At 73.8% G+C, this 13108-nt stretch carries 15 protein-coding genes, 1 pseudogene and 1 riboswitch; of the genes and pseudogenes, 8 read left to right on the top strand and 8 right to left on the bottom strand.

From position 1 onward, the window contains the following. Window positions 1-12: 12 nt before the first annotated feature. Window positions 13-1176: a tRNA dihydrouridine synthase DusB gene (gene dusB / locus O7606_RS26870; RefSeq protein ID WP_281599902.1), complete on the bottom strand. Its 1164-nt coding sequence runs from the start codon at window positions 1174-1176 to the stop codon at window positions 13-15. 188 nt (window positions 1177-1364) lie between these two features. Between dusB and O7606_RS26865 the strand changes: the two are divergent. Next, window positions 1365-2099 (top strand): annotated as a pseudogene (locus O7606_RS26865) (class I SAM-dependent methyltransferase); the annotation flags it as partial. A 74-nt stretch (window positions 2100-2173) separates the two neighbouring features. On the opposite strand, the gene O7606_RS26860 reads toward O7606_RS26865, so the two are convergent. The 3 genes from O7606_RS26860 to O7606_RS26850 form a co-directional block, all read right to left on the bottom strand. Then, on the bottom strand, window positions 2174-3553 hold the full coding sequence (locus tag O7606_RS26860; protein WP_281596776.1) for a glycine--tRNA ligase: 1380 nt from the start codon (window positions 3551-3553) through the stop codon (window positions 2174-2176). A 148-nt stretch (window positions 3554-3701) separates the two neighbouring features. Next, complete coding sequence (locus tag O7606_RS26855) at window positions 3702-4250, bottom strand: hypothetical protein (protein WP_281596775.1); 549 nt, start codon at window positions 4248-4250, stop codon at window positions 3702-3704. Between the two features lie 25 nt (window positions 4251-4275). Beyond that, a complete protein-coding gene (locus O7606_RS26850) occupies window positions 4276-4617 on the bottom strand; it encodes an antibiotic biosynthesis monooxygenase family protein (RefSeq protein WP_281596774.1) in 342 nt (113 codons plus the stop codon). A gap of 27 nt (window positions 4618-4644) precedes the next feature. Here O7606_RS26850 and O7606_RS26845 point away from each other — a divergent pair, with 27 nt between their 5' ends. The 7 genes from O7606_RS26845 (at window position 4645) to O7606_RS26815 (ending at window position 9167) form a co-directional block, all read left to right on the top strand. Then, window positions 4645-4902: a DUF6703 family protein gene (locus O7606_RS26845; RefSeq protein ID WP_281596773.1), complete on the top strand. Its 258-nt coding sequence runs from the start codon at window positions 4645-4647 to the stop codon at window positions 4900-4902. Window positions 4903-5006: 104 nt separating this feature from the next. Beyond that, the gene (locus tag O7606_RS26840) at window positions 5007-6002 is read left to right on the top strand and encodes a metal ABC transporter substrate-binding protein (protein ID WP_281596771.1); all 996 of its coding nucleotides are present in this window, start codon (window positions 5007-5009) and stop codon (window positions 6000-6002) included. Beyond that, window positions 5999-6763, top strand: coding sequence for an ABC transporter ATP-binding protein (locus O7606_RS26835; protein WP_281596770.1), 765 nt, complete (start codon window positions 5999-6001; stop codon window positions 6761-6763). Before O7606_RS26840 ends, O7606_RS26835 begins: the two co-directional genes overlap by 4 nt. Further along, on the top strand, window positions 6760-7626 hold the full coding sequence (locus tag O7606_RS26830; protein WP_281599901.1) for a metal ABC transporter permease: 867 nt from the start codon (window positions 6760-6762) through the stop codon (window positions 7624-7626). Before O7606_RS26835 ends, O7606_RS26830 begins: the two co-directional genes overlap by 4 nt. Window positions 7627-7668: 42 nt before the next feature. Next, the gene (locus O7606_RS26825; protein WP_281596769.1) at window positions 7669-7968 is read left to right on the top strand and encodes a metalloregulator ArsR/SmtB family transcription factor; all 300 of its coding nucleotides are present in this window, start codon (window positions 7669-7671) and stop codon (window positions 7966-7968) included. Window positions 7969-8095: 127 nt separating this feature from the next. Further along, complete coding sequence (locus O7606_RS26820; protein WP_281596768.1) at window positions 8096-8497, top strand: Fur family transcriptional regulator; 402 nt, start codon at window positions 8096-8098, stop codon at window positions 8495-8497. A 64-nt stretch (window positions 8498-8561) separates the two neighbouring features. Next, on the top strand, window positions 8562-9167 hold the full coding sequence (locus tag O7606_RS26815) for a hypothetical protein (RefSeq protein WP_281596767.1): 606 nt from the start codon (window positions 8562-8564) through the stop codon (window positions 9165-9167). Window positions 9168-9237: 70 nt separating this feature from the next. Here O7606_RS26815 and O7606_RS26810 read toward each other — a convergent pair whose 3' ends face one another. The 4 genes from O7606_RS26810 to O7606_RS26795 form a co-directional block, all read right to left on the bottom strand. Then, on the bottom strand, window positions 9238-9735 hold the full coding sequence (locus O7606_RS26810; protein ID WP_281596766.1) for a DUF6328 family protein: 498 nt from the start codon (window positions 9733-9735) through the stop codon (window positions 9238-9240). A gap of 217 nt (window positions 9736-9952) precedes the next feature. Next, complete coding sequence (locus tag O7606_RS26805; protein WP_281596765.1) at window positions 9953-10783, bottom strand: alpha/beta hydrolase; 831 nt, start codon at window positions 10781-10783, stop codon at window positions 9953-9955. A gap of 36 nt (window positions 10784-10819) precedes the next feature. Next, window positions 10820-11596: a TIGR03943 family protein gene (locus O7606_RS26800; RefSeq protein ID WP_281596763.1), complete on the bottom strand. Its 777-nt coding sequence runs from the start codon at window positions 11594-11596 to the stop codon at window positions 10820-10822. Continuing rightward, the gene (locus O7606_RS26795; RefSeq protein ID WP_281599900.1) at window positions 11593-12537 is read right to left on the bottom strand and encodes a permease; all 945 of its coding nucleotides are present in this window, start codon (window positions 12535-12537) and stop codon (window positions 11593-11595) included. The genes O7606_RS26800 and O7606_RS26795 overlap by 4 nt, the downstream gene beginning before the upstream one ends. A gap of 435 nt (window positions 12538-12972) precedes the next feature. Continuing rightward, window positions 12973-13081: riboswitch (TPP riboswitch) on the top strand. Window positions 13082-13108 lie beyond the last annotated feature (27 nt).

Below are 13108 nucleotides of genomic sequence, written 5' to 3'. Positions count from 1 at the left end.
TGGCGGGGCGGGTCAGCCGCCGGAGTCGTCCAGCTCGGCGCCCTCGGGTACGACGTCGTCGTCCCGGCTGGCCAGCCAGCCGTCGGGCAGGAACACCTTGCCCGGCGAGTTGGTCCGCCCGCGCGGCTGGCCGAGCGCGCTGAGCGGGAAGGGCTCGGTCGGGTCGAGCTTGCCGAGCAGGTCGTCGAGCTGGGCCAGGCTGTCGATCATGGCGAGGGCGCGACGCAGCTCCCCGCCCACCGGGAAGCCCTTCAGGTACCAGGCGACGTGCTTGCGGAAGTCGGTGCAGCCGTCCCGCTCGCCCCGGGCCGGGGTGCGGGCGCCGGCGGTGAACTGGTCGACCAGCAGCTCGGCGTGCCGACGCATGGTGACCGCGACCTCCCCGAGGGTGGGCAGCCGCCGCTGCGACCGGCCGTCGAAGGCGGCGTGCAGGTCGGCGAAGAGCCACGGCCGACCGAGGCAACCCCGGCCGACCACCACCCCGTCGACGCCGGTGTGCGCGACCATCCGCAGCGCGTCCTCGGCCTCCCAGATGTCGCCGTTGCCGAGCACCGGGACGTCGAGCGTCTGCTTGAGGGTGGCGATGGCGTCCCAGTCGGCGGACCCCGAGTACCGCTGCGCGGCCGTCCGCCCGTGCAGGGCCACCCAGGCGACCCCGGCGTCCTGGGCGGCCAGTCCCGCCTCGACGTACGTCAGATGGTCGTCGTCGATGCCCTTGCGCATCTTGACGGTGACCGGCACCCCGGCGGGCGACGCGGCGTCCACCGCGGCCCGCACCAGCCGGGCGAAGAGCCGCCGCCGCCACGGCAGGGCCGACCCGCCGCCGCGCCGGGTGACCTTCGGCACCGGGCAGCCGAAGTTCAGGTCGATGTGGTCGGCGAGATCCTTCTCCACCACGATCCGCACCGCCCTGGCGGTGGTCTCCGGGTCGGTGCCGTAGAGCTGGAGGCTGCGCGGCCGTTCCCCGGCCCCGAAGGCGATCATGCGCAGCGTCTTCGGGTTCCGCTCGACAAGCGCCGTCGTGGTGATCATCTCGCAGACGTAGATGCCGCCGCCCTGCTCGCGGCAGAGCTGACGGAACCCGACGTTGGTGATGCCGGCCATCGGGGCGAGCACCACCGGCGGCCACACCTCGTGCCGCCCGAGGGTCAACGGGCGCGGGGCGGGAGCGGTCACGGCGGTCACCCGACAAGTGTAGGGAGCCCTGACGCCGGCCCGTCCGGGGCGCTTGTCCCGCGACGCGCCGACAAGTACCGTCACGACATATCGTCTCGATACATCGGGCCGATATCATCCGGTCGACGGGCCGGGCCCGCCCGCGGCGGGCCGGTGACGGTCAGGAAGGCGGCGACATGTCCGGCGGGCAGTTGTACGACACGATCGGCGTCAGCTACCCGGTGACGCGGCGCACCGAGCCGCGGATCGCCGCCCAGGTGTGGGCCGCGCTGGGTGACGCGCGGACGGTGCTGAACGTCGGGGCCGGCACCGGCTCCTACGAGCCCACCGACCGCGACGTCACAGCGGTGGAGCCGTCGGCGCTGATGCGGGCGCAGCGCCCCGCGGGCGCGGCGCGGTGCGTGGCCGCCACCGCGCAGAGCCTTCCGTTCGCGGACGGGTCCTTCGACGCGGCGATGGCTTTCGCCACCGTCCACCACTGGCCGGACCCGACCGCCGGGCTACGCGAGCTGCGGCGGGTCGCGAGGCGGGTGGTGGTGTTCACGCACGAGACCGGTGACGCGGGCTGGCTCCACCGGTTCTGGCTCACCCGCGACTACCTTCCCGAAGTCAGGCGTCTGGTGGTCGGCCGCCCGTCGCTGACCGAGCTGGCCGGCGCGATCGGCGCCCGGGTGGAGCCGGTGCCCGTCCCGTGGGACTGCGTGGACGGCTTCTTCGAGGCCTACTGGCGTCGGCCCGAGGCGTACCTGGACGAACGCGTGCGGCGCGGGACGTCGGTCTGGGGCCGGGTCGGGCCGGACGCCGAGCAGCGGGCGGTGGGCCGCCTCCGCGCCGACCTCGCCTCCGGCCGGTGGGCCGAACGCCACCGCGACCTCGTCGACCTCGACGCGGCAGAGCTCGGCCTGCGCCTGCTGGTGGCGTGAGCCGGGCCGGGCGTGGACCGGCTCACGCCAGCAGTCCGGCCCGGGGCGCGGGTCCCCGGGCCGGGCCCGGCGGCTCAGCAGCCGGGAAGACGCTCGATGAGGTACCGCTCGACCTGGTCGAGGGCGACCCGCTCCTGGGTCATGGTGTCCCGGTCCCGGACGGTCACCGCGTCGTCGGTCAGGGTGTCGAAGTCGACGGTGACGCAGAACGGGGTGCCGATCTCGTCCTGCCGGCGGTAGCGGCGGCCGATCGCCTGCGAGTCGTCGAACTCGACCACCCAGCGCCTGCGCAGGTCGGCGGCGAGCCCCTTGGCCTTCGGGGAGAGCGCCTCGTTGCGGGACAGCGGCAACACGGCCACCTTCACCGGGGCCAGCCGGGGGTCGAACCGCAGCACGGTGCGCTTGTCCACGCCGCCCTTGGTGTTCGGCGCCTCGTCCTCGTCGTACGCCTCCAGCAGGAAGGCGAGCACCGCGCGGGTCAGGCCGGCGGCCGGCTCGATCACGTACGGCACCCAGCGCTCGCCCTTGTCCTGGTCGAAGTAGGACAGGTCGACGCCGGAGTGCTTCGCGTGCGTGGTGAGGTCGAAGTCGGTACGGTTCGCCACGCCCTCCAGCTCGGAGAACTCCGTGCCGCCGAAACGGAACCGGTACTCGATGTCCACGGTCCGCTTCGAGTAGTGCGAGAGCTTCTCCCTCGGGTGCTCGTAGAAGCGCATGTTCTCCTCGGCGATGCCGAGGTCGCGGTACCAGTTCCAGCGCTCGGCGAGCCAGTACTCGTGCCAGGTCTCGTCGGTGCCCGGCTCGACGAAGAACTCCATCTCCATCTGCTCGAACTCCCGGGTACGGAAGATGAAGTTGCCCGGGGTGATCTCGTTGCGGAACGACTTGCCGGTCTGCGCGATGCCGAACGGCGGCTTCTTGCGGGCCGAGGTCGCCACGTTGTTGTAGTTGACGAAGATGCCCTGGGCGGTCTCCGGGCGCAGGTAGTGCAGGCCCTCCTCGCTCTCCACCGGGCCGAGGTAGGTCTTCATCAGGCCGTTGAACATCCGCGGCTCGGTGAAGGTGCCCTTGTTGCCGCAGTTGGGGCAGTTCAGCTCGGTCAGCGAGGCGGGCGGCCTGCCGTGCTTCGCCTCGTACGCCTCTTCGAGGTGGTCGGAGCGGAACCGCTTGTGGCAGGACTGGCACTCGGTCAGCGGGTCGACGAAGGCGTCCAGGTGGCCGGAGGCCGCCCACACGTCACGGGCCAGGATCACCGCCGAGTCGAGACCGACCACGTCGTCACGCTGCTGGACCATCGTCTTCCACCACTGCCGGCGGACGTTCTCCTTCAGCTCCACGCCGAGCGGGCCGTAGTCCCACGCCGACCGGGTGCCCCCGTAGATCTCGCTGGAGGGAAAGACGAAGCCCCGGCGCTTGGCGAGGCTGACGACGGCGTCGATACGGTCGGCGGGCATGTTTCCTCCTACGCCGGCTGGCGGCCGGCGGGGACAGGTGGCGGTCCGGACATGTCCGGGACAACGGTACGAGCACCACCGCCCCGGGGCCAGCAGAATACTCCCGGTGACCTGGGCGCCCACGGCGCGGGGCGGGCGACCCGGCGGGTCAGCTCACCCCGCAGATCTCCAACTGCCCGGTGCTGCCGTTCTGGCTCAGGGTGACCTGCTGGGTCTCCCGGCCGCCGCCGTCGAGGACCACCTCCACCGGGACGGTGAGCTCGTTGAGGTCCACCGTCCCGACCCGGTACGAGGTGATCTCCGGCTCGGCGGTCACCCGGCGCTCGAACTCCGGCCGGGACTCCCGCTCCTTGAGGCTCCGGCAGAGCAGGTCGTACGCCTCGCCGTACTTGTCGTCGGTGAGCGCGCGGTAGTAGTCGCCGGTCACGGCACGGCCCTGCTCGTCGATGGCCTCGGTGCCGGCGACCGCCAGCCCGATCAGCGCGGCCGTGCCGCCGCCGCAGCAGAGCAGCACGGCGAGCGCGCCCGCGCCGAGACCGAGCCACATCCGGACGCCCCGGCCCTCGGTGGGCGGGGCCGCGAACGGCGGGGCCACCCCGGGGCCGGCGGGTGGTGCGGGTACGCCGTGCGGCTCCGTCCCGTTCCCGCCGGGCGGCGCGGGGTACGGCGGTGGGGCTGCCGGTCCGGGTGCGGTCATACCGGCCAGGGTAGTGCCCGACCGATCACCGGTACGGGGCAGCGGCCCGATCACTGTCGGAGACCGTCACCTCGCCGCCGGGCGCGGCGCTGGCCAGCGTCTCGTACGCCGACGGCTCGTCCAGCGACTCGGCGAGCAACGGCACGGCGGCGACCTTGACGTCGAAGCCGCCCAGCGCCCGCCGGTACGCCCCCACCGACTCCCATTCGGTCACCAGGCACCAGTGGCGCGGGTCGTCGAGCGCCCGGACGAGTTCCCCGCGCCGGTAGCCGGGGCGGGCGGCGAGCGCGGCGAGGGCGGCGTGCGCCCGTTCGACGAAGGTGGTGGCGACGTCCCCGTCGACCACGAACCGGTTGGTGACGAGCACCGGGCGCCTCCTCGTAGAGTCTGTGGGATGCAGCGTACGCAGCGTCCTCTGGCGGTCCGGCTGGCCCGGGTGAACCCGACCACCGTGTTTCTGGCCACGCTGGGGCTGGTGCTGGTGGGTCTGCTCGTCCCGGGCGTGGTCGGCGGGGCGCTGTTGTTGGCGCTCGCCGTCGGCCTGGTGGCGTTGCTGCGGCTGACCTGGCCGGTGCAGACGCCGGCGACCCGGGTGATCCGGCTGCTCATGCTCACCCTGCTGGTCACCGTGGCCCTGGTGAAGCTGCTCTGAGCCGACCCGCCGCCCCAGCCGGGCCGCCGCCCCAGCCTGGTGGCTGGTCGCATGCAAGCATGCGTTTTTGACAATGATTGTCGTTGGGGCGGAGGGTGGGGACCATGAACAACAGCTCCGCTCCGCGTCTCCTGGCCGCCACCGCCACCGCCCTGCTCGCGCTGGGCGGCGTCACCGCCTGCTCGTCCGACGACGTGGCCGGCGCCGACCCGCAGCGGGTCGACGTGGTGGCCGCCTTCTACCCGTTGCAGTTCGTCGCCGAGCGGGTCGGCGGGGACGCCGTCGCGGTGACCAACCTGGCGAAGCCCGGCGCGGAGCCGCACGACCTGGAGCTGAACCCGGGGCAGGTCGGCCAGGTCAGCGAAGCCGAGCTGATCGTCTACCTGAAGGGTTTCCAGCCGGCGGTGGACGAGGCGGTCGCGCAGAACGGCGGCGACCGGACGTTCGACGTGGCGACCGTGCAGCCGCTGCTCGACGCCGCGGCCGGCGGACACGACCACGGACACGAGGGCGAGGAAGGGCACGAGGGCGAGGAGGAGCACGCGGACGAGGAGCAGCACGCCGAGGAGGAGGGCGGCGGCAAGGACCCGCACGTCTGGCTCGACCCGACCCGGCTGGCCACCATCGCCGACCGGCTCGCCGAACGGCTCGGCGCGGCCGACCCGGACCACGCGGCCGACTACACCGCGCGGGCCGGGACGCTGCGCGCCGAGCTGGAGAAACTCGACACCGAGTACGCCGCCGGCCTGAAGACCTGCCAGCGTCGGGAGATCGTGGTCAGCCACACCGCGTTCGGCTACCTGAGCGAGCGTTACCAGCTCGACCAGATCGGCATCTCCGGACTGGCCCCGGAGAACGAGCCGTCCCCGCAGCGGCTCGCCGAGGTCGCCGAGGAGGCCCGGGAGCACCGGGCCACCACGATCTTCTTCGAGACGCTGGTCAGTCCCAAGGTCGCCGAGACCATCGCCCGGGAGGTCGGCGCGAAGACCGCGGTGCTCGACCCGATCGAGGGCCTGTCGGCGGAGAACGCGGGAGGGGACTATTTTTCGGTGATGCGCAGCAACCTGGAAAGCCTACGGACGGCGTTGAGCTGTTCGTGAGCGCGCCCGTCATCAGCATCGCGCACGGGGTGGCCGGTTACGACGGCCGTCCCGTGCTGCGTGACGTCTCACTGGACGTCGTCGCCGGCGAGGTCGTCGCCGTGCTCGGGGCCAACGGCTCCGGCAAGTCCACCCTGATCCGCGCGACGCTCGGCCTGGTGCCGCTGCGCTCCGGCCAGGTCACCCTCTTCGGCGTCCCGCAGCGCCGGTTCCGGCAGTGGCACCGCATCGGGTACGTCCCGCAGCGGCTCGGCGCGGGCAGTGGCGTGCCGGCCACCGTGGCCGAGGTGGTCGCGTCCGGGCGGCTGGCCCGGCGGGGCGTGCTGCGCCCGGCCGGTCGCGCCGACCGGGCCTCGGTGGCCGAGGCGCTGGCGGCGGTCGGGCTGACCGACCGGGCCCGCGACCCGGTCGCCACCCTCTCCGGCGGGCAGCAGCAGCGCACCCTGATCGCCCGGGCGCTGGCCGGGCGACCCGAGCTGCTGGTGCTCGACGAGCCCACCGCCGGGGTGGACGCGGCCAGCCAGGAGGCGTTCGCCGGGGCGCTGGGCGGGTTCGTCAGCGGCGGCGGCACGGTGCTGCTGGTCGCCCACGAGCTGGGGCCGCTGCGCCCGCTGGTCACCCGCGCGGTGGTCGTCCACCACGGCGGGATCGCGCACGACGGCGTGGTGCCCGAGCCCGCCGGCCACCACGCCGACCCCGACCACGACCACGTGCACCCGCACGGCCCCGAGGAGCCCGCCGGGCTGTGGAGCGCCAGGTGAGCCTCTTCCAGTACGACTTCATGCTGCGCGCCCTGGTCGGCGCGCTGATCATCGGTCTGGCCGCGCCGGCGCTCGGCATCTACCTGGTGCAGCGCCGGCTGGCGCTGATCGGCGACGGGATCGGGCACGTGGCGCTGACCGGCGTCGGTGCCGGCCTGCTGTTCCAGACCTCGCCGGTGCTCACCGCGGTGGTCGCCGCCGGGCTCGGCGCGGTGGTCATCGAGCTGGTCCGGGAGCGTGGTCGCACCTCCGGTGACCTGGCCCTGGCGCTGCTCTTCTACGGCGGGATCGCCGGCGGCGTGATGCTGGTGGGGCTCTCCGACGCCAGCAACGCCAACCTCAACGCGTACCTGTTCGGGGCGCTGACCACCACCTCCCGTGCCGATCTGGTCACCATCGCGGTGCTGGGCGGCGCGATCCTGGTCACCATGCTCGTGCTCCGCCCGGCGCTGTTCGCCGTCTGCCACGACGAGGAGTACGCCCGGGTCTCCGGCCTGCCGGTCCGTACGCTGAACCTGCTGCTGGCGGTGACCACGGCGGTGACCGTCACCATCGCCATGCGGGCGGTCGGGGTCCTGCTGATCAGCGCGCTGATGGTGGTGCCGGTGGCCACCGCGCAGCAGGTCACCAGGGGGTTCCGCAGCACGATGGCGGCGGCGATGGCGATCGGTCTGCTCGCCGCCGGGGCCGGGGTGTGGGTCGCGGCGGTCGCCGACACCGCCCCGGGGGCGTCCGTGGTGGTGTTCGCGATAGCCTCCTTCCTGATCGTGGCGGTCGCCGCCGCGGGGTGGCGGGCCGTGCGCCGCCGGCACGCCGCGCACCCCCCGGCCCAACCCGAGCCGCACGAGGTGGTGCTGCGCTGATCCGGACCGCGCGGCGTCGCCGGGATTGGTTACCGTTGCAGAGTGACCAGCGGCAACGGCTACGACGTGTACGAGGGCGCGGGCGATCTGCTGCGCGCCCTGTCCGCGCCGATCCGGCTGGCCATCGTCAGCGAGCTCGCCCAGGGTGAACGCTGTGTCCACGAGCTGGTGGAGAAGCTCGGCGCGCCGCAGCCACTGGTCTCCCAGCACCTGCGGGTGCTGCGGGGCGCCGGTGTGGTGCGGGGCTCCCGGCGGGGCCGGGAGATCGCCTACGCCCTGGTCGACGAGCACGTCGCGCACATCGTGGCGGACGCGGTCAGCCACGCCGGGGAGGGAACATGAGCAGAGGTCGTGACCGGTTCATCCGGTCCGGGGTCGACCGACAGGCCAGCGGCGGCGGGGCCCGTGGCGGTAGCGCCACAGGCGGGAAGGCCGGCGGCGGGCGGGCCGGGACCGGGGAGGCGACGGCGTGAGCGAGACCGGCACGGCCGTCCGCAACACCCGGCAGCGTACGGCGGTGAGCGCCCTGCTGGCCGAGGTGGAGGGCTTCCACAGCGCCCAGGACCTGCACGCCATGCTCCGGGACCGGGGCGAGCGGGTCGGCCTGACCACCGTCTACCGGACCCTCCAGGGGCTGGCCGACGCGGGCGAGATCGACGTGATGCGCCCGCCGGGCGGCGAGCACCTGTACCGGCGGTGCAGCGAGGGGCACCACCACCACCTGGTCTGCCGCTCCTGCGGCCGTACGGTCGAGGTGGCCGGGCCGGCGGTGGAGACCTGGGCCGACCGGGTGGCCGCCCAGCACGGGTTCTCCGACGTCAGCCACACCCTGGAGATCTTCGGCACCTGCCCGTCCTGCGCCGACCACTGACCGGGGTCTGCGTCCGTCCGACGGCGGGCTGCGTCGGGGTTGCCGGCGTGGCACGCTGTCCGGCGTGAAAATCTACGCCGACCGTTTTCCGACCGCCGCCCGTCAAATCCTCACCGACCTGCTCGTCGTCGCCTGGGTGTGGCTCGCGGTCCGCGGCGCGCTCTGGCTGCACGACCTGGTGCAGAAACTGGCCGTACCCGGACAGAAGCTGGAGTCCGCCGGCGGCGGCCTGGCCGACAACCTCGCCGACGCCAGCGACAAGGTCGGCCGGGTGCCGTTGGTCGGTGACGAGCTGACCACGCCGTTCGAGCGGGCCGCCGACGCCGCCCGGTCGTTGGCCGGGGCCGGCCGGGACCAGCAGGAGCTGGTCGACCAGCTCGCCCTGGCGCTGGCCGTGGCGGTGCTGGTGTTCCCGCTCGGCATCGTGCTGGTCGGCTGGTTGCCGCTGCGGCTGCGCTGGATGCGGCGGGCCGGCGCGGCGGCGGCCCTGCGGTCCGCGCCCGCCGGCCGGGACCTGCTCGCCCTGCGGGCGCTGGTCGGGCAGCCGATGGGCAAACTCACCCGGATCGACCCCGACGTCGCCGCCGCCTGGCGGCGCGGCGACCCCGCCACGGTCGACGCGCTGGCCGCCCTGGAGCTGCGGGAACTGGGGCTACGACCGGGTCGGTAGGGTCGACCGGTGCGCCAGTTGTGAGTCGCCGTCGAGCCTTCTGCCCGCCGGGCGACCGGCGGCCGGGATCTCAGCTCCCGGGGATGATCGGCGGCTCCTCGTCCTCGTCGTCGTCCTCACCCCAGTTGCGTCGGGAGAACGGCAGGAACACCCAGAAGGTGAGGAACCACAGGCCGGCGATCCCGCTGAGCAGGAAGGCGATCGGTCGGTCCAGGATGAAGTCGGTGATCAGCAGCACCGCGCTGACCATCGACACCAGCATGAGCCCCAGACCGCCACTGGCCATCCGGTGGGCGAACCGGACGAGCTCCGGCTTGCGGCCCTGCCGGAACAGCGCCCGGTGGAACGCCACCGGTGAAATGATCATCGCGGTGGCCCCGGCGGCGGCCAACAGCGCCACCACGTAGATGTCCCGCTGGAACTCGGTGGTCTCGCCGAAGCCGGCGCTGAACGGCAGGGTGAGCAGGAACGCGAAGAGGATCTGCACACCGGTCTGGGCGACCCGTAGCTCCTGCAACAGGTCGGCGAAGTTCCGCTGCCAACGCTGCTTCTCGGTCTCCCTGGACAAACGCCACCTCCGCCTGCGATCGGACCGGCGGCGTGCTCCCTCCGCCGGGCAGCACAGCGTTTGCCCCGCGCCGGCAACCGTGAAACGCGTTCGCGTGCCGTGGGGACGGTGAATGTCCGTCGATCGCCGCGGCATCCTGGCCGCCGCCCGGGTCCCGCTGGCGGAACGGGCTGGTCGAAGGCCGGGCCGACAGCGCGGACGCCCCGGTCCACACCGGTCAGGAGACCGCGTCCACCTGGGCCAGCACCGCCTCGGCCAGCGCGCCGGGCGCCTCGTCCGGGATCCAGTGGCTCACCCCGGACAACTCGACGAACCGGAACTCGCCGGTCACGTGGGCCGCGCACGCCTCGGCCGCGGCGCGGCCGATCGCGATGTCCCGGTCGCTCCACACGAACGTGGTCGGCGTCGCCACCGGCCCCGTGCCGGCCATGTCCCGGCCGGACATGGCGCGGTACCAGTTCAGCGCGGCGGTCAACGCGCCCGGCTCGCGCATCGGCTGCACGTACGTGGCGACCCGGTCCCGGTCACCCACCCCGCCGAGCAGCTTGCGCAGGGCGGCGGCCTGCCAGGCCAGCAGCACCTTCTCCGCCTTGCCCTCCTTGCGGAACAGCGCCATGTACGCCGATCGGGCCTTCTGCTGCGGGTCGGTGGCCAGGGCGTGCGCCATGGCCGCCGGATGCGGCACGGAGACGGCGACCAGGCTGCGCACCCGCTCCGGATGCCGGGCGGCGAGCGTCCAGGCGACCACCGCGCCCCAGTCGTGGCCGACCACGTGCGCCGATCCGACGCCCAGGGCGTCGAGCACGGCCACCGCGTCGGCCACGCACTCCGTCATCCGGTACGCCCCGACGTCGGCCGGTCGGGCGCCGGGCGAGTAGCCCCGCTGGTCCAGCCCGTAGGTGCGCAGGTTGGCCGCGTGCAACGCCGGCAGCAGGTCGACCCACTCCCCGCTGTGCTGCGGGAAACCGTGCAGCAGCAGGACGGGATCGCCGTCCTCCGGGCCGCCGGCGTGCACTTCGAACGTCAGCCCCCGCGCGTCGATCCGCATGATCGCCAGCCTACCGCCGGCATCGCCCGCCCGTACCTACTCGTACTGCTGTCTCGGGGTCGGCACCTGCCGCCACGACTCCACCGCCAGGTACGGCACCTCCGCGTCGTTGACCGGATCCCGGCCGACCCGCTCGGTGTAGCGGCCGGTCACCTCGACCCAGGTGTCGTCGGGCAGCCCGGAGGGCACGTCGCCGACGAGCCCGAGCTTGACCGGGCGGCCGTCCGCCGCGCAGCACGAGAGGATCATGCGGGCCAGCAGGGGTTGCCCGTCCGGGCCGGTGGTGACGAAACCGGTGAGCTGAACGCGTCTGTCCCCGATGGACCGTCCCCTGTCGAACAGCGCCCGGGAGGCGTAGTCGAGCACTGTCGTCCGGACCGGGTCGCCGGCGGGCAGCGGGGGGTAGTCGGACACCTGCCGGCTGGGCAGCACGGTGCCGGCCTGTCCCGCCGCGTACGACCCGAGGGCGGGCGGGGTGACCAGTAGCAGGCCGACCACGGGCAGGACGAGCAGCCAACCGACCCGGGGCTCGTGCCCCTGGTGGTCATGCCCGTGGCCGTGGCCCTGGTCATGGCCGTGGCCGTCGTCATGGCCGTGGCCGTCGTCGGGGTCGGGGTCGGGGTCGGGGTCGACGTCGGGGCGCAGCTCGTACCAGAGGGTCATCGCCGCGGCGGCGAGCAGCAGCAGCCCGGCGGCGACCAGGAAGGGTTGCAGCCCCGGCTTGACGTAGCGCAGGTGCAGGTCGGTGAGGCTGGCCCGCAGCACCGCCCCGCCCAGCAGCAGCAGGACGACCGCCTGGGCCTGCCGGTTCATCGCAGCACCACCGCCCCCACGCCGGCGGCCACCAGGACGGCCACCACGAACGTCGCCGGGGCGAACCGGAACGCGAAGCGCCGCCCGAACACGCCGGCCTGCATCGACACCAGCTTCAGGTCGACCATCGGCCCGACCACCAGGAACACCAGCCGGGCGGTGAGCGAGAACTGCGACAGCGAGGCGGCGACGAAGGCGTCCGCCTCCGAGCAGATGGAGAGCAGCACGGCGAGGACGGCCAGCGCCAGCACGGACAGCACCGGCCGGTCGGCCAGGGTCTGCAACCAGCGCTCCGGCACCAGCACGTTGATGCTGGCGGCGGCCATCGCGCCGAGCACCAGGAAACCCCCGGCGTGCACCACGTCGTGCCGGACCGCCGACCAGAACGCCGCGCCCCGGCCCAGCCCGGCCAGGTCGGGGCGGCGCGGCAGCCGGATCCAGTCGGCCCGCCCGATCCGCAGCCAGAGCCACCCCATGATCATGGCCACGACCAGGCTGGCCAGTCCGCGCGCCAGCACCATCTCCGGGTCGTTCGGGAAGGCGACCGCGGTGGCGGTGAGCACGATCGGGTTGATCGCCGGGGCGGCGAGCAGGAACGCCAACGCGGCGGCCGGGGTCACCCCCCGACGGATCAGCGAGCCGGCGATCGGCACCGAGCCGCACTCGCAGCCGGGCAGGACCACCCCGGCGGCGCTGGCCACCGGCACCGCGAGGGCGGGGTGCCGGGGCAGCGCCCGCGCCCAGAACGACCGGGGCACGAAGACCGCGATCACCGCCGAGAGCAGCACCCCGAAGACCAGGAACGGCACCGCCTGGACCAGCACCGAGACGAACACCGTCGTCCAGGTCTGCAACCGGGGCGCGGAGACCGCGGCGGCCACCGGCTCCCGGAAGACCACCAGCAGCACCAGCAGCGCGGCCAGCACCTCCACCGAGCCCACCCGGTCGCCGAGCGCCGCGCCGACCCGGTCGCCGAGCCCCCGGCGCGGCCCGTCCGCCGACGACCCGCCACCCGGTACGTCCGACGCCGCCTCCGGCGCGGCCACGTCCACCGGCCCGGTCGAGGTCGGCGCGGCCACCTCCAGCGAGCCGCCCGACGGGGGCGGGGACGCCCGCACGGATCCGGCGGCTGGACCGTCCGGTCCCCCGGTGGCCCGCTCGGCACCCGTCACGGCCGCCCCTCCCTCCGACACGACACCCGCCACGCCCACCGCTCGTGCCACCGGAGCGCTCGACGGGCCGCGACCGGTCCGTCGCTGCCGGTACGCGGAGGGCAGCCCACGATAACCCGGAACGTGACGCGGGTGACGGCCCCGCCCGCCCCTCTTCCCCTGGGTTCCGCCCGTCATCGGTGTTAGCGTCTGCCGAGACAACTTCACCTCCGACAGGGGAGCGCACAGCGCTGAGAGTGCGGGCACCACGCCCCGCAGACCCTCGAACCTGATCTGGGTAATGCCAGCGCAGGGAGTTCGGTCGACCTCCAGCCGCGCCGTCGTCCGGTCCGCCGGACGC

The sequence above is a fragment of the Micromonospora sp. WMMD882 genome, assembly GCF_027497255.1.
Taxonomy (GTDB): Bacteria; Actinomycetota; Actinomycetes; order Mycobacteriales; family Micromonosporaceae; genus Micromonospora.
Note: the sequence above shows the minus strand (reverse complement) of the source record. Positions and strands in the feature narration are given on the sequence as shown.

Bases quoted from the DNA above. Each gene is read 5' to 3' on its own strand.
- O7606_RS26860 (WP_281596776.1), bottom strand. From the start codon at position 3,553: ATGCCCGCCGACCGTATCGACGCCGTCGTCAGCCTCGCCAAGCGCCGG.
- O7606_RS26855 (WP_281596775.1), bottom strand. From the start codon at position 4,250: ATGACCGCACCCGGACCGGCAGCCCCACCGCCGTACCCCGCGCCGCCC.
- O7606_RS26845 (WP_281596773.1), top strand. From the start codon at position 4,645: ATGCAGCGTACGCAGCGTCCTCTGGCGGTCCGGCTGGCCCGGGTGAAC.
- O7606_RS26840 (WP_281596771.1), top strand. From the start codon at position 5,007: ATGAACAACAGCTCCGCTCCGCGTCTCCTGGCCGCCACCGCCACCGCC.
- O7606_RS26805 (WP_281596765.1), bottom strand. From the start codon at position 10,783: ATGCGGATCGACGCGCGGGGGCTGACGTTCGAAGTGCACGCCGGCGGC.
- O7606_RS26800 (WP_281596763.1), bottom strand. From the start codon at position 11,596: ATGAACCGGCAGGCCCAGGCGGTCGTCCTGCTGCTGCTGGGCGGGGCG.